At 37.8% G+C, this 23982-nt stretch carries 22 protein-coding genes; 14 read left to right on the forward strand and 8 right to left on the reverse strand.

The genetic code is table 11. The features are described from left to right. Position 1: 1 nt before the first annotated feature. The 7 genes from IGJ41_RS05480 to IGJ41_RS05510 are packed head-to-tail and all read left to right on the forward strand — an operon-like array spanning position 2 to position 10334. Positions 2-1600, forward strand: coding sequence for an ABC transporter substrate-binding protein (locus IGJ41_RS05480; RefSeq protein ID WP_002357899.1), 1599 nt, complete (start codon positions 2-4; stop codon positions 1598-1600). A 56-nt stretch (positions 1601-1656) separates the two neighbouring features. Beyond that, the gene (locus IGJ41_RS05485; RefSeq protein ID WP_002357898.1) at positions 1657-2250 is read left to right on the forward strand and encodes a DUF624 domain-containing protein; all 594 of its coding nucleotides are present in this window, start codon (positions 1657-1659) and stop codon (positions 2248-2250) included. After that, positions 2243-3160, forward strand: a complete 918-nt coding sequence (locus IGJ41_RS05490; RefSeq protein ID WP_104855664.1) for an acetylxylan esterase — start codon at positions 2243-2245, stop codon at positions 3158-3160. The genes IGJ41_RS05485 and IGJ41_RS05490 overlap by 8 nt, the downstream gene beginning before the upstream one ends. Further along, a complete protein-coding gene (locus IGJ41_RS05495; protein ID WP_010822724.1) occupies positions 3141-3905 on the forward strand; it encodes an endonuclease/exonuclease/phosphatase family protein in 765 nt (254 codons plus the stop codon). Before IGJ41_RS05490 ends, IGJ41_RS05495 begins: the two co-directional genes overlap by 20 nt. A 4-nt stretch (positions 3906-3909) precedes the next feature. Next, the gene (locus IGJ41_RS05500; protein ID WP_104874236.1) at positions 3910-6060 is read left to right on the forward strand and encodes a glycoside hydrolase family 3 N-terminal domain-containing protein; all 2151 of its coding nucleotides are present in this window, start codon (positions 3910-3912) and stop codon (positions 6058-6060) included. Between the two features lie 17 nt (positions 6061-6077). After that, positions 6078-9353, forward strand: a complete 3276-nt coding sequence (locus IGJ41_RS05505) for a GH36-type glycosyl hydrolase domain-containing protein (protein WP_173963567.1) — start codon at positions 6078-6080, stop codon at positions 9351-9353. Positions 9354-9368: 15 nt separating this feature from the next. Next, positions 9369-10334, forward strand: coding sequence for a LacI family DNA-binding transcriptional regulator (locus tag IGJ41_RS05510; RefSeq protein WP_438714041.1), 966 nt, complete (start codon positions 9369-9371; stop codon positions 10332-10334). A gap of 32 nt (positions 10335-10366) precedes the next feature. On the opposite strand, the gene IGJ41_RS05515 is transcribed toward IGJ41_RS05510, so the two are convergent. Both IGJ41_RS05515 and IGJ41_RS05520 read right to left on the reverse strand, forming a co-directional pair. After that, the gene (locus IGJ41_RS05515) at positions 10367-10897 is read right to left on the reverse strand and encodes a DUF5067 domain-containing protein (RefSeq protein WP_002384665.1); all 531 of its coding nucleotides are present in this window, start codon (positions 10895-10897) and stop codon (positions 10367-10369) included. A gap of 270 nt (positions 10898-11167) precedes the next feature. Next, positions 11168-11881, reverse strand: coding sequence for a GntR family transcriptional regulator (locus IGJ41_RS05520; protein WP_438714043.1), 714 nt, complete (start codon positions 11879-11881; stop codon positions 11168-11170). Positions 11882-12123: 242 nt separating this feature from the next. Here IGJ41_RS05520 and IGJ41_RS05525 point away from each other — a divergent pair, with 242 nt between their 5' ends. The 3 genes from IGJ41_RS05525 to IGJ41_RS05535 all read left to right on the forward strand — a co-directional run bounded on the left by IGJ41_RS05525 (position 12124) and on the right by IGJ41_RS05535 (position 15563). After that, positions 12124-13557 carry a family 1 glycosylhydrolase gene (locus tag IGJ41_RS05525; protein WP_173961703.1) on the forward strand — a complete coding sequence of 478 codons (1434 nt, stop codon included), beginning with the start codon at positions 12124-12126 and terminating at the stop codon, positions 13555-13557. A gap of 24 nt (positions 13558-13581) precedes the next feature. Then, positions 13582-14631 (forward strand): oxidoreductase, encoded by a 1050-nt coding sequence (locus IGJ41_RS05530; RefSeq protein WP_172759115.1) that lies wholly within the window; start codon positions 13582-13584, stop codon positions 14629-14631. A 473-nt stretch (positions 14632-15104) separates the two neighbouring features. Further along, positions 15105-15563 carry a DUF441 domain-containing protein gene (locus IGJ41_RS05535; RefSeq protein ID WP_002357887.1) on the forward strand — a complete coding sequence of 153 codons (459 nt, stop codon included), beginning with the start codon at positions 15105-15107 and terminating at the stop codon, positions 15561-15563. Between the two features lie 38 nt (positions 15564-15601). Here IGJ41_RS05535 and IGJ41_RS05540 read toward each other — a convergent pair whose 3' ends face one another. The 3 genes from IGJ41_RS05540 to efbA all read right to left on the reverse strand — a co-directional run bounded on the left by IGJ41_RS05540 (position 15602) and on the right by efbA (position 18148). After that, positions 15602-15943 carry an iron-sulfur cluster biosynthesis family protein gene (locus tag IGJ41_RS05540; protein WP_002391631.1) on the reverse strand — a complete coding sequence of 114 codons (342 nt, stop codon included), beginning with the start codon at positions 15941-15943 and terminating at the stop codon, positions 15602-15604. Positions 15944-16016: 73 nt separating this feature from the next. Then, positions 16017-16280 carry a hypothetical protein gene (locus IGJ41_RS05545; RefSeq protein WP_002381957.1) on the reverse strand — a complete coding sequence of 88 codons (264 nt, stop codon included), beginning with the start codon at positions 16278-16280 and terminating at the stop codon, positions 16017-16019. A 155-nt stretch (positions 16281-16435) separates the two neighbouring features. Further along, entirely contained in the window at positions 16436-18148 is a 1713-nt protein-coding gene (efbA, locus tag IGJ41_RS05550) for a fibronectin-binding protein EfbA (protein WP_173963566.1), read from the reverse strand. Between the two features lie 219 nt (positions 18149-18367). Here efbA and IGJ41_RS05555 point away from each other — a divergent pair, with 219 nt between their 5' ends. Then, the gene (locus IGJ41_RS05555) at positions 18368-19027 is read left to right on the forward strand and encodes a hypothetical protein (protein ID WP_173963623.1); all 660 of its coding nucleotides are present in this window, start codon (positions 18368-18370) and stop codon (positions 19025-19027) included. A 433-nt stretch (positions 19028-19460) separates the two neighbouring features. Here IGJ41_RS05555 and IGJ41_RS05560 read toward each other — a convergent pair whose 3' ends face one another. After that, a complete protein-coding gene (locus IGJ41_RS05560; RefSeq protein ID WP_252671958.1) occupies positions 19461-20006 on the reverse strand; it encodes a hypothetical protein in 546 nt (181 codons plus the stop codon). 1 nt (position 20007) lies between these two features. Here IGJ41_RS05560 and trpX point away from each other — a divergent pair, with 1 nt between their 5' ends. Genes trpX through IGJ41_RS05575 form a run of 3 tightly spaced genes read left to right on the forward strand, consistent with a single transcriptional unit; the run spans position 20008 to position 22673 of the window. After that, entirely contained in the window at positions 20008-20997 is a 990-nt protein-coding gene (gene trpX, locus IGJ41_RS05565) for a tryptophan ABC transporter substrate-binding protein (RefSeq protein WP_010712341.1), read from the forward strand. Between the two features lie 24 nt (positions 20998-21021). Beyond that, complete coding sequence (locus IGJ41_RS05570; protein WP_002408120.1) at positions 21022-21909, forward strand: ABC transporter permease; 888 nt, start codon at positions 21022-21024, stop codon at positions 21907-21909. After that, on the forward strand, positions 21906-22673 hold the full coding sequence (locus IGJ41_RS05575; protein ID WP_002357878.1) for an ABC transporter ATP-binding protein: 768 nt from the start codon (positions 21906-21908) through the stop codon (positions 22671-22673). Before IGJ41_RS05570 ends, IGJ41_RS05575 begins: the two co-directional genes overlap by 4 nt. 31 nt (positions 22674-22704) lie before the next feature. On the opposite strand, the gene IGJ41_RS05580 is transcribed toward IGJ41_RS05575, so the two are convergent. Together IGJ41_RS05580 and IGJ41_RS05585 are read right to left on the reverse strand one after the other, a co-directional pair. Continuing rightward, complete coding sequence (locus IGJ41_RS05580; protein WP_002357877.1) at positions 22705-23166, reverse strand: threonine/serine exporter family protein; 462 nt, start codon at positions 23164-23166, stop codon at positions 22705-22707. A gap of 11 nt (positions 23167-23177) precedes the next feature. Continuing rightward, on the reverse strand, positions 23178-23954 hold the full coding sequence (locus IGJ41_RS05585) for a threonine/serine exporter family protein (RefSeq protein WP_002382216.1): 777 nt from the start codon (positions 23952-23954) through the stop codon (positions 23178-23180). Positions 23955-23982: the final 28 nt, after the last annotated feature.

The following is a 23982-nucleotide window of genomic DNA, read 5'->3' on the forward strand; positions in this document are numbered from 1 at the left end:
TATGAAAAAAGTTTTAGGCGGTTTATTGGTGGCAACGGCGGTCGTTAGTTTAGCGGCATGTAGCGGTGGGGAAAAGAAAGCTAGCTCAGATGTCTCAATTAAGGATCGGTATGAATTAGATGAAAAGACGCCTGCTTGGAAGTTAGATAAGAAGAAAGAACCGACCAAGATTAAATGGTATATTAACTCAGATTGGACGGCATTGCCTTTTGGAAAAGATGTGACCACTGCGCAGATTAAAAAAGATTTAAATGTGGATATTGAATTTATTTCCGGCGATGATTCAAAATTAAATGCCATGATTTCAAGTGGAGATATGCCTGATATCGTGACATTAACTGAAAAAACTGGACAAGCAGCATTGAAAGCAGATTCTTGGGCCTATTCTTTAAACGATTTAGCTAAAAAATATGACCCCTATTTAATGAAAGTTGTTAACCAAGATACGTTTAAATGGTATGCCTTAGAGGATGGAAAAACATATGGTTACCCTAATTACTCTAATACAAAAGCGGATTATGAAAGTGGAAATATCCCAGTAAATGATAATTTTGTTATTCGTGAAGATGTCTATAATGCATTAGGCAAGCCAGACGTTTCAACACCAGAAAATTTTGAAAAAGTCATGCAACAGATTAAAGAAAAATATCCTGAGATGACCCCAATGGGCTTCACCACAGTGGGCGATGGTGCAGGACCATTTTTAGACAAATTACAAGACTTCTTAGGTGTTCCTTTAGAGGATAAAAATGGTAAATACTATGATCGAAATTTAGATAAAGAATATTTAGAATGGTTAAAAACATTTAATGATGTTTACCGAGCAGGCAATATTAGTGATGATAGCTTCACAGATGATGGGGCGACGTTTGATGAAAAAGTGAAACAAGGAAATTATGCAACCATGCTCGTTGCTGGAACCAGTGGTCAAGGTGGGAACTTTACAGAATTTATGAAAAAATCTGGCACACGTTATATAGCCATTGATGGACCAAGTAGCACTTCTGGCCGAAAACCAACATTAAATCAAACCGGCATTTCAGGTTGGTTAAGTAATTACATTACGAAAGATGCGAAAGATCCAGCGAAAGTCACTCAACTATTCACATATTTAATTGATGAACCGGGACAAATTTTAACAAAATATGGCGTTGAAGGAGTAACTTATGCGTACAATGATCAAGGGAAAATTGATTATTTACCAGAAGTGAAAAAATTAGAACAAACAGACAATGATGCCTACAACAAAAAATATGGCATTAGTCGTTTCCTATACTTTAACAATGACCGTGTTAATAAACTAAAAGTGCCAATGGAAAGTGCCTTAACGCAAATGCAAGAATGGGGCAAAGGAAAATTAGTCCCACATTTTGTAATTGAAAATATTAATCCAGATGCAGGAACACCGGAAGCTCGGGCGAATGAAGCGATTGAAACCAAACTAAATACAACCGTTATTTCAATGATTCGTGCGAAAGATGATAAAGCCTTTGACAAATCTTTAGAAGACTACAAAGCATTCTTAAAATCAAATAAATGGGATGCAATTGAAAAAATAAAATCTGAGAAAATGGCAGAAAACAGAGACAAACTTAAGTAAGAGAGGAGGAGAGAAAAGCGGATAAAGCAACGAGAAATCCGCTTTTCTCTTTTAATATGAATAAGCTATTTGCATATGAAGGTTGGTATTATCGGATTTTTTCTTTTATTGCCAACTTGATCATTATTAATTTTCTCTTTTTAATTACCTGTATAACAGGCATCTTTAGCGGTGTCGGCTTAATTGCGTTGTATCGAACGATCTATCGTTTGTATCGTGAAAAAGATATTCCTGTTTTGCGAACGTTTTGGACAGCGTTAAAAAATAATATCATGCGAGGTTTTATTTTAACAGGTGTCTTGTTCGTTGCTTTTTTACTGGGCGGTATTGTCGTAACAAGTTTATTTAAAATAGCCACTAGTTTAGGTTTCTTAGCTATTTTTCTATTAAGTTTTGTTGCATTATTTTTGACGAGTTTTCTTTTTCTCTTTTCCGTTTTTAATTGGTCCGTTAAAAAGACACTAGGTGAGACGGTTTATGTGGTCTTAAGTAATAGTGCCAATGCGATTATTTTGTTTATTTTACCTCTTTTAACGTTTGTTTTTTTCTATAAGCTTAATTTGTTTTTATATATTGCGTTAGGATTCGGGACAACGGCTTTTCTTCAAGTTGCGTTTTTTCAGAAAGTGTTAGGTGTGGAACATGAATGAGTATTTTGAGTTTTGGGAAAAGACTAAGGAAGAACTTCAAAAAATACCGCTAGATATACATCGGCGGGTCATTGACTATCCATTGGAGAATGTTCAAGTGGAACAGGTCGACTTTTTAAGTTTCCTAGGTGAGCGCATCTTTGGCTATTTGTTACTTCCTAAAACGGCGGGAAAACAGCCAATAGTGATTGACTGTTTAGGCTATATGAATCATATTCAAGAACCTTGGCAATTTGCTCATTGGACACAAATTGGTTGTGCTTGTTTTGTCATTGATAATCGAGGTCAAGGGGGATTAACCAGAGATCGCGTGCCATATCAAACAATTTGGCATGAAGCACCAATGGGACGAGGATTTCTAGACAAAGAAGATTGGTACCAACGCCGCTTGTTTGCCGACCATTTACGTAGCGTAGAAGTGGTGCGGACCTTTACTGAAATTAATCAGGACCAAATCATTCTTCGTGGTGGTTCCCAAGGGGGTGGCGTAGTGTTAATGGTGAACAGTTTAGTCGACTTCCCGATTTTAGCTACTTTTGCAGATGTTCCAAGTCATTCTTGTTTAGAAAATCGAGTAGCAGAAGGAACGGGTTCGTATCAAATTATTCATCAGTACTTACAAGAGCATCCTCAAGCGCATGAAAAAATTGCCGCGGTTCTTCCTTATTTTGATAGTCGTCACTTTGTTTCGCAAATTAAAAATCCAGTCTTTGCTTCTGTTGGGAGTCACGATCCGATATGTCCAATGAAAGATTTTTTCCCTTCTTATCATCAGATAAAGGCAAGAAAAGCAGTCAGAGTGTATTGGAAAAAAGGCCATGGTGGCGGTGAAACAACCCAGATCCGTCGTGAGATGCGTCAAATTCAACAACTATTGCAGGAGGTTAAAAATGAAAATAGCTACGTATAATGTCCGGGTAGATACAGAGTATGACCAAGATTGGCAATGGTCTTTTCGTAAAGAGGCTGTTTGTCAGTTAATCAATTTTCATGATTGGAGCCTTTGTTGTATTCAAGAAGTACGACCGAATCAAGTCAGGGATTTAAAGGCGTATACAACATTCACCTGTCTTTCTGCGGAAAGAGAAGGGGATGGTCAAGGAGAAGGACTAGCGATTCTCTATAACGAACAAAAAGTTCAGGCTATTGATACAGGGTATTTTTGGTTATCTGAAACACCTCAGCAGCCAAGTATCCATCCTGAAGCTGGCTGTCCAAGAATTGCTTTGTGGGGACTATTTAAGGAAACGACTCAAAATACGCCTTTTTTAGTCATCAATGTTCATTTGGATCATATTTCAGCTCATGCTCGTTTAGCAGGAATGACCGTTATCTTAGAGGAGTTACATGACAAAATTGCACAGTATCCAACTTTATTAATGGGCGATTTTAATGCAGAGTCGGAGGAAGCAGTTCATCAACTTGTTCAAAAAAAATTTCAAGATAGCAAAAATTTAGCTACTCATTATGGCCCAAGAGGAACATTTCAAAATTTTACTTACACAAAACCTTGGGCGGAATTAGAAGAAATTGATTATATTTATGTAAAAGGTTGGCAAGTACAGCAAACCGCAAGTTTAACAGATAGTATCGATGGACGTTTTCCCTCCGACCATTTTCCTTTAGAAGCAGAAGTATGTATTGAAGAAAGGTGAGAGTATGAAAGAAAATCAACTGATTCAATTAGTCGAAGAAATGACAATTGATGAGAAAATTAATCAATTATTACAATTAGCAGCAGCGTTTTATTCAGATAAAGCAGAAGAAAAGACCGGCCCTATGTCAGAGCTAGGACTAAGTCAAGAAACGATTGATACGGCGGGGACAACACTGGGTGTTTCCGGTGCAAATGAAGCGAAACGTGTTCAAAAAGAATATATGCAAAATCATCGCTTAAATATTCCAACACTTTTAATGGCGGATATTATTCATGGTTTCAGAACCATCTTTCCGATTCCTTTGGCTTTAGGAAGCACTTGGGATGAAGCAGCAGTTGAAAAAATGGCGGAGATTTCAGCAAAAGAAGCTGCTGTTTCAGGATTACATGTAACCTTTTCGCCAATGGTTGATTTAGTGCGCGATCCACGTTGGGGACGTGTCATGGAGTCAACAGGTGAAGATCCATTACTCAACAGCCGCTTAGCTGCTGCAATGGTTAGAGGTTACCAAGGAGAAAATTTAAAAGAAGACAATTGGCGAGTAGCCGCGTGCGTGAAGCACTTTGCGGCATATGGTGGTGCCTTAGCTGGTCGGGATTATAATACGGTAGATATGTCTGAACGGCAGCTAAGAGAAATGTATTTACCTGGCTATAAAGCTGGATTAAATGCGGGTGCAAAACTTGTTATGACGTCCTTCAATACAGTGGATGGGATTCCTGCTACAGGCAACCAATGGCTGTTTAGAGACGTATTACGAAATGAATTTGGCTTTGAAGGAGTTGTGATTTCAGACTGGGGAGCGATTAAAGAATTAATTCCTCATGGCGTTGCCAAAGATGAAAAAGAGGCAGCAGAATTGGCTATCAAAGCTGGTGTAGATATTGAAATGATGACCACGTGTTATCCAGATTATTTAAAAGAATTACTTGAAGAAGGCCGGATTGCTGAAACACTTATTGATGAAGCAGTTATGCGAATTTTAAAACTAAAAAATGAGCTAGGCTTATTTGAAAATCCCTATCGTGGTGCGGATGAACAAGCGGAAGCAGAAGTGATTTTAAGCAAAGAGCATCGAGAAATAGCTAAAAAGATTGCTCAAAAATCAATGGTTCTTTTAAAAAATGAAAATATTTTGCCTTTTACACCGCAAGAAAAAATCGCGCTTGTCGGTCCAGGGGCCCAATCACAAGATATTTTAGGGGCTTGGTCATGGCAAGGAAAGAAAGAAGAAGCCATTTCCCTCGTGGCTGGTGCCCAAAAATTAACCACAAATCTTCTAGTTGCCCAAGAACACTTTGATTACTTTGAACCGACCGCGGCGGCCATTGAAGAGGCTTTAACGTTAGCTAGTCAAGCAGATAAAGTAGTAGTGGCACTAGGCGAAACAGATTGGATGAGTGGGGAAGCTGCCAGTCGCAGTGATATTCGTCTACCCGAAAAACAATTAGCAGTAGTGGCACAAATTATTGAGAAAAATCCCAATGTTGTTGTCACGGTCTACAGTGGCCGGCCCTTAGATTTACAAGGGATAGATGTTGCAAAAGGAATTGTGCAAGCTTGGCAACCTGGAACAGAAGGGGGCAATGCGCTAGCAGAAATTTTGTGGGGACAGTACAATCCAAGTGGTCGTTTAAGTATGTCGTTTCCAGAAACGGTTGGTCAAGTGCCAATTTTTTACAATGTCGACAATACTGGGCGTCCTTATGAGTCAGCACCAGAAGAAAAATATGTTTCTAAATATTTAGATGTCTCTAATTACGCTAAATATCCCTTTGGATTTGGCTTAAGTTATAGTCATTTCTCTTATCAACCAATTCAACTAAGTGCATTAACATTTACCAAAGAACAACCAGTCACGGTCTCTGTTTTAGTAAGAAATGACAGTCCAATCGCTGGAGAGGAAACCGTGCAATTTTATGTACGTGATTTGGTGGGACAAGTGGTTCGCCCAATTAAAGAGTTAAAAGATTTCCAAAAAGTTTGGCTGGAACCAAAGGAAGAAAAAGAAGTTCAGTTTCTTCTTTCAGAGGATATGGTGCGCTATGTTCATTCAGACAATCAGGTAACCAGTGATGCAGGTGAATTTATCGTAATGATTGGTGGAAATAGTCGCGATGTACAAACCGCAACAGTCACGTTAAATGAATAAGATGGGAAGGATAAGTTATGCAGATAAAGAAGCTTAAGCAAGCAGACACAGTCGCTACATTTCTAGAGACAGGTGATTTAAAAGAATTGAATAGCTGTGGCATGATGATTAATCAATTAGAAGGTAATCCTTTAGACGGCAGTATGAACCAACTCTATTTGCGGATAATTACAGGGGACACAATTAATTATCGACCAATGATTGGTTCCAACAGTCAAAGTGATTTTTATCTTTCAGATAATCAATTGACATGGCGGGGTGAATTTGAAGCGGTTCGTTACCAAGTTGACTTTCGTTTGGGGCCAAGCAATCAATGGTTCTGGCGGGTTAATGTCACTGGAACTGGCTTAGTAGATATTGTTTATGGTCAAGATATTGGCTTAGCGACAAAAGGAGCCGTTCAGTCAAATGAAGCGTATGTGTCGCAGTATCTTGATCATCACATTTGGCAAGAGGGCGAAGAGCTTGTTGTTTTATCAAGACAAAATCAACCGCAAAATGAGAAGTTTCCAGCCCTTATTCAAGGGAGTTTTCAAAAATTAGCAGGCTACTCAACGGACGGCTATCAATTTTTTGGACGTTCATTTAAACAAACGAACACACCAGAAGCATTGAGGAAAAGATATTTAGCAAATGAAGTCTATCAATATGAATTTGCTTACACCGCTTTACAAACGGAAGCCGTCCAATTAACGAATGAAAGTAAGGAATTTGTTTTTTATGGTGCGGTAACAGAAACACATCCGCAAGCATTAGCTGAACCTTTTTTATCGAAAGAAGACTTACAAGCTATTTATGAAACTGTGACATTCGATTCATTAGAAGAAACACAGGACTCTCCTCCGAAACTTTTAGGAGAACCTATCACAGGAAATCCATTAACAGAAGAAGAGTTGGCCGCACTTTATCCCCTTCAGACACAAATTGAAAAAGTAGCAGGTCAGACGTATTCCTTTTTCACGGAAAATTACCATCACGTTGTTCTTCAAGAAAAAGAAATTGCCATGGAAAGAGCGCATGGCCACATTTTATTAAGTGGTAAAGGCTTAACGGTTGATGAACCTTTGCTTAGTACGACAGTGTATATGTATGGCATTTTCAATTCACAAGTAGTTTTAGGAAATACGACCATGAACAAATTAATGAGTAATAGCCGAAACGCTTTAAATGTTATGAAACGCTCTGGTCAACGAATCTACATTTTAGAGAATGGCTTATGGCGCTTACTAACAATGCCTTCTGCTTTTGAAATGGGGTTGAACTCTGCTACTTGGTATTATAAGTTGCCAAAGGATACAATTTGTGTACGCACTTTCACTTCGCCTGATTCAAGAGTGATTCAATTGGAAGTGACCAGTCAAAAGGATGCATATATGTGGGCTGTTTCTAACCATTTGTTATTAGGACCGGAAGAAGTCCCAACCTATCAATTAGAACAAGCTGGCAAAACACTTCGAGTGACGGGAAATCATTCTGCTACAGAAAATTATTACCCAGAACTAACCTATGCATTGACAGTTGATAAATCATTTCAAGTAACCGATAGCACATTATTTGGTGGAGCTGAAGCAGACTTATTAGTCTTGGCAATCGAAAAGACCCAAAAATTTTCACTACTTATTACGGGCAGTATAGAGGACCAAGCATTAGTCAATACACCATTAGATTTTGAAAAAGCAGAAAGTCAATATTTAGCATTCATTAATGGCTTGTTACATCATTTTGAGTTAACACACACAGACTCAAGTGTGCAGCAAATGAATCAATTAACTCGTTGGTATACTCATAATATGCTCGTTCATTATTTGTCGCCACATGGCTTAGAACAGTATGGTGGAGCAGCTTGGGGCACACGAGATGTGTCGCAAGGACCGACAGAATTTTTCTTTGCGACGCAACAGCCTAAGATCGTGGCCTCCATTATTCAGCATCTATTTGAAAATCAATTTGAGGACGATGGCAACTGGCCGCAATGGTTTATGTTTGACCGATACGAAGAACAAAAAGCCAGTGAAAGCCATGGCGATATTATCGTCTGGCCATTGAAAGTAGTGACTGATTATTTGGAACAAACCGCAGATTATTCAATTTTAGCTACGGAAATCCCTTATACAAGTCGCAAAGATAATCACAAAACAAAAGAAACAGCATCTTTATTTGAACATTTGAAAAAAGAAATAAATTATATTGAACAACATTTTTTACCAGAAACTTTTCTATCCTGTTATGGTGACGGCGATTGGGATGACACGTTACAACCTTATGATAATCGTCTTAAAGAGCAAATGGCTAGTAGTTGGACCGTTGCCTTAACGTATCAAGTGTTGAAAAAATTTGCGGCTTTAATTACGAAAATCGATGCTACTTATAGTCAGCACTTAGCAATTTTAGTCGCAGGAATAAAGAACGATTTTCAAAAATATATGTTGGCGGATGAAACGATTCCAGGGTTTATTTATATGGAAACGCCAGAAACTTTTGAACAAATGATTCACCCAAATGATCAAAAAACAGGGATTCAATATCGATTATTGCCAATGACTCGTAGTATGTTAGCTGAATTATTAACACCGGAACAAGTAAGTCATCATTTAGAAATTATTGAAAAAGAATTAACGTTTCCTGATGGCGTGCGTTTAATGAACAAACCAGCGAACTATCGAGGCGGTGTGAGCACTAATTTTAAACGAGCAGAACAGGCGGCTAATTTTGGTCGCGAAATTGGTTTACAGTATGTTCATGCGCACATTCGCTATACAGAAGCGATGGCGAAAATTGGTCAGCGAGACAAAACCTGGCAAGCATTAATGCAAATCAATCCAGTTCAATTAAAAGAAGTGGTTCACAATGCAGAGTTACGTCAAGCCAATGCCTATTTTAGTAGTTCCGATGGCGATTTTAAAACAAGGTATGAATCACAAGAAAATTTTGGTAAACTAAAAGATGGAAGTATTGGGGTAAAAGGTGGCTGGCGAATTTATTCAAGCGGGCCGGGAATTTATTTAAATCAATTAATTACAGCTGTTTTAGGGATTCGGCAAAAGGCACAAAGCGTGGTTTTTGATCCCATGTTACCAGAAAAATTGTCTGGTTTAACACTAACTTACCAATTGTTTGATAAACCTGTCACATATAAATTTTACCCGAATCAGTCAGCGAAAATAGTTATCGATGGTCAAGAGGTTCCGTTTAAATTTGAAGAAAACCCTTATCGAGAAGGGGGAATGGAAGTTCAAAAAGACGAGGTGCTTTCATTATTAAATGAAGCAAGTGTTATTGAAATTTACCATTAGAAAGGAGAGTAGTCCATGGTAGGAATTAAAGATATTGCAAAAAAAGCAGGTGTATCAATCTCGACCGTTTCTTACGCATTGAATGGTAGTTCAAAGGTAACTGAAGAAACACGAACGCGCATCCAAGCAATTGCTGAAGAGCTAAACTATGTTCCTAACATGGCCGCTCGCACATTAAAACGTCGTCAAACCAATATTATTGGTGTCTATTTGGCCGATTATGGCGGTAGTTTTTATGGTGAATTGTTGGAGGGAATTAAGAAAGGCTTAGCACTGTTTGATTATGAGATGATTGTCTGCAGCGGTAAAAAGTCACATCTTTTCATTCCTGAAAAAATGGTGGATGGGGCAATTATTTTAGATTGGACATTTCCAACAAAAGAAATTGAAAAGTTTGCTGAACGAGGCCATTCGATCGTTGTCCTTGATCGAACCACTGAGCATAGGAATATTCGGCAAGTTCTCTTGGATAATCGTGGCGGTGCCACGCAGGCAATTGAGCAATTTGTCAATGTGGGTTCAAAAAAAGTTCTTCTGCTTTCTGGACCAGAAAAAGGTTATGATAGCCAAGAAAGATTGGCTGTTAGTACACGAGAATTAACTCGTTTTGGGATACTTTATGAAATTATCCAAGGCGATTTTACCGAACCTTCTGGCTATGCGGCTGCTAAAAAAATTTTGAGTCAACCACAGACAGAACCAGTCGATGTTTTTGCTTTTAATGATGAAATGGCGATCGGTGTCTATAAATATGTTGCAGAAACAAATTACCAAATGGGGAAAGACATTCGGATGATTGGTTTTGATAATTCTGAACTAGGTGCGTTTGTGCAACCGCGATTAGCAACAATTGCCTATTCTAAACATCGATGGGGCATGGTGGCTGCAGAGAAAATTATTCATTTAATGCGGGGAGAACTTGCTGAGAGCGAACACATTTACACACGTTTTATAGAAGGAGAATCTTTTCCGTCTGAATAATAAATAAAAAGTTTGGTCCAATGCTAGCTAAGCTAGCGGACCAAACTTTTTTCTGTAATGGTAATTTCTTCTGATGCAATGGGTTCATCCAGACTGAGAAGGCGATCTCTAAATTTAAAATGGACCGGCTTATTCTCATTAATAAATTCATACGGGTAAGCACCTTGGATTGTTTCACCAGGATTGATTTCATCTGCTAAACGATCTAATTTGTCTTGGAAAGGTGAATCTGTTAAGACTGCATATTGTAAATTTTGGGCTTTTCCGTGGACAGTTTGACTAACTTCCATAAAACTTTGAATCATTAGCTGAATATTTTGTGTTTTTTCGGTTGTATTGGTTAATTCAAACAGGACATAAAACATTGGTTTACCTTGATAATCTTTTCCTTTATGCAAGGCAGTTAAGGCTAAACGACCATCTGGAACCAACAATGTTCGATTTTCATACGTCCCAATACTTGTCGCCAAGACTTCATCAGGTGCGGGCGCACTTTGACTTGCTGGGCTGCCACTTACAGTTGAACAAGCACTTAATAAGGTACTTAGAACGAGTAAGCTCATTAAAATGTAGGGTTTCCTCATATAAAGTCCTCACTTTGGTTGATTGACTATGTAAAAAACAAATTGCTTGTATCTATATTAAAAAGAGTGCTACAAGCAATATTTTAATCGTAGTTCTAGTAAATAGCAATACTTTTATCAAAATTCATGTTTGGAAATATAATTTGAAAAATATTTTTAACTAGCAGAAAAACATTTCTAACAAAAAGTATTGGCTCAAAGTAAAGAGATCGTTTTGTTAGAAATGAGAAATGGCAACATAAAAGTTTTCTATTTTTCTGCAATTAAGACAGTTTCAAAAGTGAATTCACTAGGAATATGATTCGCAATTGAGTATTCAAAAATATGTCCATTGCCTAGGTAAGCAATTTGTTCTGCACGCATCAGGAAATCATTATCGGTTAAGTTTAAATATTTTTTTTCCAACGCAGAAGGACGGATCCCAGAAATGCTGACCCGCGCACTTTGAATTTTTTGATGCAATTGTTCCGAAATATATTGATAAATGGAGACTTTCAATTCTTTCATTGTCAAGTTCGGAATTAAAGCAACGGGCATCCAAGTGTATTCAATAATTGAGGGCACATCTTCGATAATCCGTAAACGAATAATTTTGTAGACTAACTCTTCTTCTGTAATACTTAATTTTTCAGTCACCCAAGGCTCAGGTACTTCTGTTGCAAAGCCTAAAACCACGAATTCAACTTTTCCATCGTAGGTTGAGTAAGTGCCGGTTAACGGAGAAAATTTAGTAATGGTTCGATTTTGAAAGTCTTGAACAAAGCTGCCCGAGCCACGTCGTCTGACAACATAACCTTCTTGCACAAGCAAATGTAAGGCTTTTGTAATGGTTAGTTCGCTGACCTGATATTTTTCTGCAAGAAGACGACCTTGGGGTAACTTTTGATTAATGGGATAAACACCTGCTTCAATATCCTGTTTTATAGCTGCATAAATTTCTTTATAACGTGTATTTGTCCGCATCAGAGTCCTCCTTTATCACCAGTATTTCTCTCATTATACCATGAATTTAACGTGTTAAAACTATATATTTATTTTTAACGTAACCACTTAATAATCAAGTACTTAAATAAAAGTAGTTGACTTATTCTTTTTAAAACTATATAGTTTTAAAAGTAAACAGAAGAACTTATTGATCTGATTGGTACTTTTTGTGAAAACCTTTTACAATAAAAGGGCAGCACAGAAAAGAGGGAGGTATGACAATGGTACATCACCAACTAAAAGCATTTCCGCAAGATTTTTTATGGGGCTCTGCTTCGGCAGCTTATCAAGTAGAAGGTGCTTGGAATGAAGACGGCAAAGGCGCATCTATTTGGGATGAATTTGTTCGGCTACCAGGAAAAACGTTCAAAGAGACAACTGGCGATTTAGCCGTCGATCATTATCATCGTTTCAAAGAAGATGTGGCTTTAATGAAACAACAAGGTTTAAAAGCATATCGTTTCTCGATTGCATGGACACGAATTTTACCTGAAGGGCGTGGTCAAGTAAATCAAGCGGGACTGAAATTTTATTCAGATTTAATTGATGAGTTATTAGCGGCAGGAATTGAACCAATGGTAACTTTGTATCATTGGGATTTGCCAGCTGTTTTGCAAAAAGAATATGGTGGCTGGGAATCAAGAAAAATTATTGCTGATTTTGTGGCCTATGCGAAGATTTTATTTGACGCTTTCCGTGGCAAAGTTCGCTATTGGATTAGTTTAAATGAACAAAATGTGTTTACTTCGTTAGGTTATCAATTAGCCGTGCATCCTCCCGGCGTAACAGATAATAAACGGATGTATGAGGCCAATCATATTGCTAATTTAGCCAATGCAGCAGTGATTAATGCGTTTCATGAATTAGAAATGCCTGGCAAAATTGGCCCTAGCTTTGCTTATACGCCTGTTTATGCCGTTGATGCGCATCCTGCCAATGTTTTGGCGGCAGAAAATGCAGAAGATTTGTTGTCGCATTTTTGGTTAGATGTCTATCTTTGGGGAGAATACCCAATTGCCGCATTAAATTACTTACAGGAGCAAGGTGTGGCCCCAACGATAAAAGAGGGCGATTTAGCGTTACTACGTTCAGCCAAACCTGATTTTCTAGGTATTAATTATTATCGGACGGATACGGTTGCTGCTAATCCATTAGATGGTGTTGGAATAGGGAAGATGAATACAACGGGTGAAAAGGGTTCTGAAACGGAATCTGGGGTACCGGGTTTATTTAAAAAAGTAAATAATCCATATGTTGAACGAACGAACTGGGATTGGGCCATTGACCCGCAAGGTTTGAGAATTGCCTTACGACGATTAGCTAGTCGCTATCAAGTGCCTATTTTAATTACTGAAAATGGGTTAGGCGAATATGATACCTTAACAGAAGATAAACAAATTCATGATACGTATCGCATTGATTATTTACGAAGCCATATCCAAGCGATTCAAGAGGCGATTACGGATGGCGTTTCAGTTATTGGTTATTGTACATGGAGTTACACCGATTTACTGTCGTGGCTTAACGGCTATCAAAAGCGTTATGGTTTTGTCTATGTGGATCAAGATGAAACACAAAAAGGTTCCTTAGAAAGAATCCCGAAAGACAGTTATTATTGGTATCAAAAAGTCATTGAAACAAATGGACTTATCTAATTATAAGAAAAGAGTGTGGAAAATATGACAGTAAAAATGGGGTTTATTGGATTTGGTAAAAGTGCCAATCGTTACCATTTACCTTACGTAATGATTCGAGAAACACTAGAAGTGAAAACAATTTTCGATTTACATGTTAATGAAAAAGCAGCAGCGCCCTTTAAAGAAAAAGGTGTAAATTTTACCACTGACCTTAATGAATTATTGACGGATCCAGAAATTGAATTGATCACAATCTGCACGCCGGCGCATACACATTATGATTTAGCCAAACAAGCCATTTTAGCTGGTAAATCAGTGATTGTGGAAAAACCATTTTGTGATACTTTAGAACACGCAGAGGAATTATTTGCTTTAGGGCAAGAAAAAGGGGTAGTAGTGATGCCTTATCAAAATCGACGTTTCGACGGCGATTACCTAGCGATGAAGCAAGTAGTAGAGCAAGGCTTTTTAGGAGAAATCAATGAAGTGGAAACACATATTGATTATTATCGACCAGGAAGTATCACGGAACAAGGACCTAAAGAAAATGGTTCGTTTTACGGACTAGGCATTCATTTAATGGATCGCATGATTGCTCTTTTCGGGCGTCCAGATCAAGTCACTTATGATATTCGTAATAATGAAGTGAGTGAGGCAGTCGATAATTATTTTGACGTTGATTTACATTATGGTTCAAAATTAAAAGTAAAAGTTAAAACGAATCATTCTGTCGCTAGTCCGTATCCACGTTTTATTGTTCATGGCAGCAATGGCTCGTTCATCAAATATGGCGAAGATCAACAAGAAAATGATTTAAAAGCCGGAATCATGCCAGATGCACCAGGCTTTGGAGAAGATTCACCAATGTATTATGGAGAAGTGACTTACCGTAATGGCAATGGCGACTGGATTAAAAAACAAATTAAAACGCCTGTAGGTGATTACGGTCGTTATTATGATGCCATCTATGAAACGTTGAAAAATGGTGCACCGCAACTAGTAACTAAAGAGCAAGCATTAACTAACATCGAAATTTTAGAAGCAGGTTTCCTTAACCCAAGTCCAAGTGTTTATCGATTGAAAGAAAACTAAAGCGTATTTAAATGACTGGAAAAGCGCCTGCCCCACAGTCCAGACAACTGTGGGGCAGGCGCTTTTATTTATAAAGAATTGTGAATTTTAATATAAGAAACGTATATTGTTAGTAAAAATAAAAAAAGGAAAGACATCTTAGTAGCACTACTTCCCCAAGAATTGCTACTAAAATGTCTTTTGTGATGCTCGCTCAATTGAAGAGCCTTAAATAGGATATCGAATATCCAGTATAAATGCAAGTAAACTACTTTATAGTTAATATTAGTATACTTCATAAAATAATTTTTCAAAGAGAAAAAGGCTTGTTATGAGAAAAAATTAATTTTTAACTCGTTTTTTCTAAGCAAGATTTAGGTGAAAAAGACAATAATTACTGAAGCTGAATGGTAATTAAAGAGGTTCTTTGCTAAAATAGGAAAGACAAGAAAGTTTGGTTAACGAAAGAAACAAATCAGAAAGGAGGACAACCAGTGGAAAGTTGGCTTTTTTTACTACTGATTGCCTTGATTGCGTTTGTTGCAAAAAATCAAAGTTTATTAATTGCGTCAGTTGTTGTGCTTGCTTTAAAAGCTTTACCAAATAGTGCGAAAATCATGTCGTGGTTGTCAGATAAAGGCATTAATTTAGGCGTCACAATTATTTCAATTACCATTTTAGTCCCGATTGCTACAGGACAAATTGGCTTAAAGGATTTAATTCAATCATTCAAAACACCGATGGGGTGGCTGGGGATACTTTGTGGAATTCTGGTGGCTGTTTTATCCTCAAAAGGAGTAGGTTTAATTAATCAATCGCCAGAGATTACGGTGGCCTTAGTTTTTGGAACGATTCTTGGCGTCGTTTTTTTAAAAGGAATTGCAGCTGGTCCGATTATTGCATCGGGGATGATGTACGTAATCATTACTACCTTTCAAGCCTTTCAACACTAAAAAAGCAAACAAAACGCGTAAACGTTTTGTTTGCTTTTTTAGTGTTGATAAATGTCCACATTACTATCTAATATGCCACTTTCATTTTTTAAAGTAATGGTTCCCGCATTCGGATGAATCACTAGCTGTAAATGCCCTGTTAAAAACATTTGGTCATACGTCGAAGTATAGACGTGAAAAGAATCATTAGCAATTGTTTCGGTATAAGGCGCTTCTGCTTGATCAACAGGAACGATAATGAAACGATCGCCAATCATACAACAACCTTCTGCGGAAGAATAAGGATTAGAGCCGTCATTTGCTACCAACAAGAAGGTGTTCGTTTCAGTTAAGAAAGGGGCTAAACGTTGTTTTACTTCTTCAGAAATAGTCAGAGACATTTGCCTCACTCCTTTAAATAGTATGTAAAAGGAAGAGGGTAGCTTGTCGCTATGCCGCTCTTCAAAGGTTTTGTTATTTGCTTGTTTCTTTACTGCTTTTTTTGAAAAGAGCAATAGAAAAGGCGACAACTAAGACAACTGTTGCAGCTAAAACAAATGGATTTTTTGTTGCTGATGTGAACCCTAGGACTGTTGAACCAATCGCACCTACGTAAGATAAAATAATCGCTGCTTTCTTTGGTGTTGAAAGTTCTGTAAAGCTATCGCGGAAGGCGACACCTAAACCTAAAGCGCCAATAAAGGCAAACATCCCAAAAATAATGTGTAAAAAGACCATGAATTTCACCTCCAACAGTCAGTATAGAGAGAAATAGCTAGTTTGTAAACTAATTGAGCTTACTTGTGTTATTTATCACTTGATAAATATCTTTGCCAATGCAAAAAAACAACGTACGATCAATCGGCAGTACGTTGTTTTTTAGTTTAATATAATTAGGAAGCAGAAGCCTTATTTTGCTGGATTTTTTTGATTGATTCTTCTGTTGGCGTCACATATAACGTTCGTTGGTTTTCATAAATCACATAACCTGGTTTTGCTCCATTGGGTTTATGCACATGTTTTACTTGGACATAGTCAACAGGCACTTGTGAAGAAAGTCGATATTTTGAAAAATAAGCTGCTAGAAGTGCGGCTTCAGTAAGGGTTTCTTCGCTAGGATGTGCGTCACGAATAATTACATGAGATCCAGGAATATCTTTGGCATGGAGCCAATAATCAGTTTTTTTAGCGGTTCGTAAAGTCAATTGATCATTTTGCAAATTGTTTTTTCCAACGAGAATAGGTGTGCTATCTGTGGCATAAAAAAGATCGGGTTGGCTTTTTTTCGGCTGTTTTTGTTTTTTATTTTTTTTACGTTTTAAATAGCCTTGCTCAATCAGTTCTTCACGAATCACTTCAATGTCCATTGGTGTCGCAATTTCAAGTTGTGCCACAACTGACTCTAAATAAGAAATTTCTTGTTGTGTTTGCTGAATTTGTGTCTTAACAACTCGGACAGCATTTTTCAATTTTTGGTATTTTTGAAAATATTTTTGTGCATTTTGATTAGGTGAAAGTGCAGGATTTAGCGAGATACGCAATGGTGCATTTTCTTCATAATAATTTGGTAATTCCACCTCGGTGGCTCCTTTTGGGACTTGTGCCATGAAGGTTGTTAATAGTTCTCCGTCGCGACGGTAATTTTCAGCGTTTTCTGTATCGGCTAAGGTTTGTTGTAATTTTTTAAGTTTCTTTTGATTTCTTTTTAGTTCATTTTCAATTTTGCGAATTAGTTCGCCGCCTTGTTGTTTGACACGGTCTTTCTCTGCTTTACCAGAATAAAAGGCATCTAGTAATTCACTGAGTGTCGCATACGTTGTTTGTTCACCAACTAATGATTGATAAGGAATGGGCGTAAAATATTCTTTTTTTTCAGTGACTGTTAATGTCGGTACAACAGCTTCAGTGACTGAGGACCAAAATTCCGTCCAGATGGCCATTTTTTCATTTGGTTGTGCAAGTAAACGGGCACTTAATTCGTCTGCTGTATCTTTGCCTAGACCTTGGAAATGTTGTTGTAAATAGCGTCCGTTTAATTCAGGAGCTGTAGAAAGAAGCGCAAAGACTTCTTCTTTTGAGGCCGTGAGAGGATTAAGTCCCATTGGTTTTGGCGGTTCAATATAAGTTGCTCCAGGAAGCAACGAACGATAACTATTTTGGCTCATTCCAATGTGTTTTATCGCATCTAAGATTTTTCCAGAAGATTGGTTAACTAAAACGATTGTACTGTGACGTCCCATTAATTCAACAATCAAAACAATATTTTGTAAGTCACCTAGTTCATCTCTTTTTGAAAAGGTGAAGTGAATCACGCGATCATTTTCTATTTGTTGAATCGTTTCTAAAATGGCACCGTCCAGAAATTTTCGTAACATCATCACAAAATTAGGAGGTGTTTCCGGATTGCTATAGGTAATTGTAGATAGTTGTATGCGCGCATAACTAGGATGTGCTGATAATAATAATTTATGGTTTTTACCTTTCGCACGAATGACTAAAACGACTTCGTTTTCATAAGGCTGATGGATTTTTGAAATCCGGCCACTTACGAGTGTTTCTGTCAACTCATGAACCATGCTATGAGTAAATACGCCATCAAATGACATAATAAATCCCTCGTTTCTTTCCGACTAATAGCTTTATTATAGCGGATTTTTTGAATTTAAGAAAGAAGCTTGTTAAAAAGGAGTTGGGTTTTCCTTAGAAAGCTGGGGAAGTTTGCTGGTTTTTTTAGTAATTAAAGCGCAAGGGTAGGCAAGAAAGAAAATGATTAGTATAATAGATAAGAACTAAAAGCGAGGAGCGATTAGAAGTTGAATAATTTTATGGAAGAACTAAAAGAGGCACTTTATGAATTAAGACAAAGAAAACTGTTAATGATTACCGCTATTGTAGCATTAGTATTAATAATTGGCTCAATCATTTTTATTCCAACGATGCAAAAAAATATTCGAGCTGCTCAAGTTGAATCGTTAGTCGCAGGACCCATCAAATCAGAGAAAGTCAGTGTCTTAGATTACAAAACAGCAGACAAGAAAATCCAAGAAACAGGAGCCATGTCAGTCATGTTTGCTAAACCATCTGGCAAGCAATACGATCAAATGGTGCAGCTGTTTAATTCAGATAAAATGAATGAATTTCATCGTTCGCTGTATATCTATCCGTTAATTTATAATGCTGGCAAAGCACAAGAGCAATACAATGTTAGCGGCGATGAGATTACGCTTATTTTCTTTGAAAACGGCAAAGAAAAGACACGGACGGTTGTCGAAAAATCTATGGATTTAAAAACGCAATTAATACCAGAATTAAATCGATTACCGATGGCTGGCGTTTTGAAAGACCAACAAAAGGCAGCCCAAGAAGCTGAAAAAGAAGCAGCAAAGATCGCTGAAACACAGACGACGACCAGCACGACTGGCGTTGCTCAATCTACTGAAACGACGACAGAAAGCACTGCTACAGTACCAGAAACTGGTGAATAATAGCTAGCTATGTTAAACTTAGATTGTAGAAAGTTTTAAGGAATTAGAAAGAGGGGATTTTCGATGGCATTAGTAATTTCAATGACGATTTTAGTAAGTTTATGGCTGATTCAATCGCAAAAACAAGCAGTTAAAGTTCCCGTTAGAATTGAAAGAAACCGAAACAATTAAGTGGTAAATATGCTGAAATAAAGAAAAACGAGCCTCTCATAAGAGTGGCTCGTTTTTTAGAAGTAAAAGAAATGCAAGAAAATAAAAACTTTTTCTTGACGAACAAAATCAATATAGTGTAGACTACCTTTAACAACATAACTAGGAGGGAAAATACATGACACAATTATCTAACGTAAAAGAAATGCACCAATCATGGCAAAACTGGCGTAGATAGTTGTATGTATGATTCTTTCATAGATACAACTTTAGAAGACTTATTCTAAAAAGTGTATCTATGCTGGTTATATTCAAGAAGAAAAAACGACCACATAGAGGACCCATCTATGTGGTTTTTGTTTTGCATAAAAACAACGACCACTCCTAAACACTTAGGATAAGTCGTTGTTTTTTTGCTACGAATCACTACGATTGGCACGAAGTGACAGAGTAGATGATGAGTAGCACAAGGTGAACGAAGAGAACGTTGTCCCATTCGTACAATCACTACGATTGGCACAAAGTGACAGAGTAGATGCAGGCTGCGTATACTCGCCGCAGTTTGGCCTTCAAGAGTGATGAGTAGTACAAGGTGAGCGAAGAGAACGTTGTCACAATCGTAGAAAAGTGCTCCTGCGATTCTCACCAAAATTGCGATCCTCGTCGCAGCTAAATCCTGACATTTGTAAAAAAGTGTTCCTAGGATTTTGACTAAGCAGAGGATTATGAATCTCAGTTTCACTTTCAACGGAAGAAACGCCCTATAGATAATGGTTTTATTATTAAAAAGAAAAAGTTGCCAAACAAAAGGGCAGTTAGGAGAATGCAAAATGAAAAATAAACGTTTAACGTTTGTCGTGTCTTTATTAGCTATTTATTTAATTGGTGCTTTTTTTGTGAATCAAAAAGTGACGAATTCAAAGAAAGACATAGTTACTGTAGGGGTTTTGCAGTTTGTCAGTCACCCCGCATTGGATGAAATTTATAAAGGTGTTGAGGAAGGGTTAAAGGAAAATGGCTATGACAAAGGCAAAAACTTAGAAATTATTTTTCAAAATGGTCAAGCCGACCAGAGTAAGTTAGCAATCATGAGTCAACAATTAGTACAAAAAAAGGCAGACGTTTTAATTGGCATCGCCACGCCAGCTGCGCAAGCGTTAGCCAACACTACCCAAGAAATCCCGATCATTTTAGGCGCCATTACGGACCCTGTTAGTGCAGGATTGGTGAAAGACAATCAAAAGCCAGGCGGTAATATTACGGGTGTTAGTGATCAATCTCCTTTGTCAGCCCAGATGGATTTACTAAAAGAATTGATACCAGCTGCCAAAAAAATAGGTATTCTCTATGCTTCCTCAGAAGAAAACTCTCGATACCAAGTAGCTGAAGCGCAGAAAGCAGCTGAAGCCAAAGGATTGACAGTGAAAACATATGCTGTGCCATCAAGTAATGAAATTGCACAAACGGTTCAAGTGATGACTAAGGAAACAGATGTGATTTATATACCAACTGATAATACGATTGCTAACGCCATGCAAACGGTAGTCGGAGAAGCAAACCGAACCAAGACGCCGATTATTCCTTCGGTGGATACGATGGTAGAACAAGGCGGTTTAGCAACTGTAGGGATTAATCAACATGCGTTGGGGGTACAAGCCGGAAAAATGGCAGCAGAGGTTCTGTCTGGAAAAAGTCAACCAGCAACTACACCCATTTATACCTTTAATACAGGCGACACAATTATCAATGAAAAACAAGCGCAAAAGTTAGGAATTACGATTCCCGCAGAGTTAGCAAAAAAATCGAAATTGATTAACTAATTATCAAAGAAAGTAGGAGAAGCGATGATTGTTTCAGCAATTGGACAAGGAATGTTATGGGCCTTGTTAGGACTAGGTATCTTTATGACTTATCGTATTTTAAATTTTCCAGATATGACCACAGAAGGTTCATTTCCGTTAGGAGGGGCGGTTTGTGTAACTGCCATTACAACAGGGGTTTCACCATTTGTAGCGACTCTTTTAGGGGTCGGAGCAGGAATGCTTGCCGGTTTAGTGACTGGTTTACTGTTTACAAAAGGAAAAATTCCAATTATTTTAGCAGGAATTTTAGTGATGTCTGGTTTAAATTCCGTGATTTTATTTGTGATGAAATCGCCAAATAAGTCTTTACTAAACCAACCGAAGATTCAAGATGTTTTTCAAAAAATGGCCTTACCAGATTATTATGATACTATTTTTTTAGGGATTAGTGTTTTGGCTGTGGTAATGATTTTACTGTTATTTTTCTTTAACACTAGTTTAGGACAAGCCTATATTGCGACAGGTGACAATGAAGAAATGGCTCGCTCGATTGGCATTCAAACGGATCGCATGAAAATTTTAGGATTGGTTTTATCGAATGGCTTGATTGGCTTATCTGGCGCTTTGATTGCTCAAAATGATGGATATGCGGATGTAAGTAAAGGAACCGGCGTCATTGTGATTGGCTTGGCTTCACTCATTATTGGTGAAGTACTGTTTGGAGAATTAACGTTTGGTGAACGGTTGATGGCGATTGTTGTAGGCAGTATTATTTATCAACTATTGATTTTATTAGTGATTAAATTAGGCTTTGATACAACGTATTTGAAAATCTTCTCAGCAGTGATTTTAGCAATCTGTTTAATGATCCCACAATTGAAAAAAGCATTACGACTACACGGCTTTTCTGATAAGGAGGGAACGAAATGAAACCAGTTGTTGAATTAAAAAATGCGACAAAAATCATTGATAATGGGATGAATGAAAAAAAAGTGATTTTGGATCATGTGAACTTAGCCATTTATCCTGGGGACTTCATTACTGTTTTAGGTGGAAATGGCGCAGGCAAGAGTACGCTATTCAATAGTTTAGCAGGAACTTTGACACTAACAGAAGGACAATTTTTAATTGAAGGAGTCAATCGCACCAATCTTTCTGAAGTCAAACGGGCCAAATCTCTAGCGCGTGTTTTTCAAGATCCTAAAATGGGGACAGCACCAAGAATGACTGTGGCAGAAAATTTATTGCTTGCCATGAAACGCGGACAAAAACGTCCCTTAACATTACGGAAGATAAATGAGCAACGCGCCTTGTTTACAAAAATCTGTCAAGAAGTTGGCAATGGCTTGGAAAATCATTTGGATACACCGACAGGTAACCTTTCTGGCGGTCAACGCCAAGCCTTAAGTTTATTAATGGCCACTATCACAAAACCAGAATTATTACTTTTAGATGAACATACTGCTGCCTTAGATCCCAAAACATCCAAGCAGTTGATGCACTTAACGGAACAACGGATTGAAGAAGGGAACTTAACTTGTTTGATGATTACCCATCGAATGGAAGATGCTTTACGATATGGCAATCGTTTAATTGTTTTACAAAAAGGTAAAATTGTTCAAGATTTAAACGCTGCTGAAAAAGCACAATTAACGCTACAAGATTTGTTGCTGTTCTTTGAAGAAGTAGAGTAAAAAAACAAGCTCAGAAAATGAGCTTGTTTTTTTATTTTTTGACCAATCGGAAGAGACGCTTGGGGAAAAAACGTTTGACAATTCGTTCCAGTAATGATGTCACCATAAAGCCCGCTGCGATGGCTGCAGCAGTAAAGACAACTTTTAAAATCAACTGCAACCCGTCATCAATGTTTCCTAACAAAATGCTCCGAACCGCTTGATAGGCAGGGCCTCCTGGCACTAAAGGAACCAAACTAGGAATATAAAAAATAATCATCGGCATTTTTTTGTAACGAGAAAAAAAGATACTAGCGATCCCTAACCCGACCGTTCCTAAAAAGTTTGCAAAGGTTTGACTAGCATCAAAAGTTTGCGTTAAGACATAATAAATCATCCAGCCTGTCATGCCAGTAATACCACAAGCCACCAGTGCTTTACGAGGAATGTTCGTAATAATACCAAACGTCACAGTCGCTAAAAAACTAAAGAGAAGATGAAAAATTAGTTCCATTTGAACACTCCTTACATAAATAATTTAAAAATCAAGGCAATTCCCAGGCCAACAGACCCAGCAATAAAAATAGCTTCTGTCCCTCGCGCCGTCCCGCTGATGAGGTGGCCGGCTAAAATGTCGCGAAAAGAGTTCGTAATCGCCACACCTGGAACTAATGGCATCACCGCACCAATAATAATATTATCGATGTTGACCGCTAAGTGAAAATGCACAGCCAAATAGGCCAACAAACCAATGACAAAAGCGGCTGCGAATGAATCGAGGTAAGGAACTTGGAATAACTTTTGGGTAAAAAGATAACTGGTATACCCAATCACGCCAACAAAAAAAGTTGCAATAAAATCTTGCCAAGTGCCACCAAAAATGTACATCAACGTACAACTAACAATCCCGGCTGCTAACAAGCGTAACGAAATTGAAAAAGTGGGGGTATCTGTTTCTAATAGAGTTAAGCGCTGATAAAGCTCTGGCAAAGTAATCTCTTTTTGCGCAAATTCTCTTGATAATTGATTGACAAGGCTAACTTTTTCCAAATTAATCGAGCGCTGGGGAATGTTTTCTAATTGCGTATAATTACTGGAACGAAAGCCCACGAAAATCCCTGTAGCCGTCGTGTAACAAACGCTCTCTGGCTCGCCAGCATTTGCTGCAATCCGAGTAATTGTATCTTCGGTTCTATATACTTCAGATCCGCTTTCCAGCATAATTTTTCCAGCTAAAATGCATGTATCAATAATTAATTGTTTTCTTTTTTCGCTATTAACCAAAGGAATGGCTCCTTTCATTTCGAGTTCACTTTTAGTGTATCATTTT

The organism is Enterococcus sp. DIV1537a (assembly GCF_051712085.1).
Classification (GTDB): domain Bacteria; phylum Bacillota; class Bacilli; order Lactobacillales; family Enterococcaceae; genus Enterococcus; species Enterococcus faecalis.

Excerpts from the sequence above, each read along its gene's own strand:
- IGJ41_RS05480 (WP_002357899.1), top strand. The coding sequence starts at position 2 with ATGAAAAAAGTTTTAGGCGGTTTATTGGTGGCAACGGCGGTCGTTAGT.
- IGJ41_RS05485 (WP_002357898.1), top strand. The coding sequence starts at position 1,657 with ATGAATAAGCTATTTGCATATGAAGGTTGGTATTATCGGATTTTTTCT.
- IGJ41_RS05490 (WP_104855664.1), top strand. The coding sequence starts at position 2,243 with ATGAATGAGTATTTTGAGTTTTGGGAAAAGACTAAGGAAGAACTTCAA.
- IGJ41_RS05495 (WP_010822724.1), top strand. The coding sequence starts at position 3,141 with ATGAAAATAGCTACGTATAATGTCCGGGTAGATACAGAGTATGACCAA.
- IGJ41_RS05500 (WP_104874236.1), top strand. The coding sequence starts at position 3,910 with ATGAAAGAAAATCAACTGATTCAATTAGTCGAAGAAATGACAATTGAT.
- IGJ41_RS05505 (WP_173963567.1), top strand. The coding sequence starts at position 6,078 with ATGCAGATAAAGAAGCTTAAGCAAGCAGACACAGTCGCTACATTTCTA.
- IGJ41_RS05510 (WP_438714041.1), top strand. The coding sequence starts at position 9,369 with ATGGTAGGAATTAAAGATATTGCAAAAAAAGCAGGTGTATCAATCTCG.
- IGJ41_RS05515 (WP_002384665.1), bottom strand. The coding sequence starts at position 10,897 with ATGAGCTTACTCGTTCTAAGTACCTTATTAAGTGCTTGTTCAACTGTA.
- IGJ41_RS05520 (WP_438714043.1), bottom strand. The coding sequence starts at position 11,881 with ATGCGGACAAATACACGTTATAAAGAAATTTATGCAGCTATAAAACAG.
- IGJ41_RS05525 (WP_173961703.1), top strand. The coding sequence starts at position 12,124 with ATGGTACATCACCAACTAAAAGCATTTCCGCAAGATTTTTTATGGGGC.
- IGJ41_RS05530 (WP_172759115.1), top strand. The coding sequence starts at position 13,582 with ATGACAGTAAAAATGGGGTTTATTGGATTTGGTAAAAGTGCCAATCGT.
- IGJ41_RS05540 (WP_002391631.1), bottom strand. The coding sequence starts at position 15,943 with ATGTCTCTGACTATTTCTGAAGAAGTAAAACAACGTTTAGCCCCTTTC.
- IGJ41_RS05545 (WP_002381957.1), bottom strand. The coding sequence starts at position 16,280 with ATGGTCTTTTTACACATTATTTTTGGGATGTTTGCCTTTATTGGCGCT.
- efbA (WP_173963566.1), bottom strand. The coding sequence starts at position 18,148 with ATGTCATTTGATGGCGTATTTACTCATAGCATGGTTCATGAGTTGACA.
- IGJ41_RS05555 (WP_173963623.1), top strand. The coding sequence starts at position 18,368 with ATGGAAGAACTAAAAGAGGCACTTTATGAATTAAGACAAAGAAAACTG.
- trpX (WP_010712341.1), top strand. The coding sequence starts at position 20,008 with ATGAAAAATAAACGTTTAACGTTTGTCGTGTCTTTATTAGCTATTTAT.
- IGJ41_RS05570 (WP_002408120.1), top strand. The coding sequence starts at position 21,022 with ATGATTGTTTCAGCAATTGGACAAGGAATGTTATGGGCCTTGTTAGGA.
- IGJ41_RS05575 (WP_002357878.1), top strand. The coding sequence starts at position 21,906 with ATGAAACCAGTTGTTGAATTAAAAAATGCGACAAAAATCATTGATAAT.
- IGJ41_RS05580 (WP_002357877.1), bottom strand. The coding sequence starts at position 23,166 with ATGGAACTAATTTTTCATCTTCTCTTTAGTTTTTTAGCGACTGTGACG.
- IGJ41_RS05585 (WP_002382216.1), bottom strand. The coding sequence starts at position 23,954 with ATGAAAGGAGCCATTCCTTTGGTTAATAGCGAAAAAAGAAAACAATTA.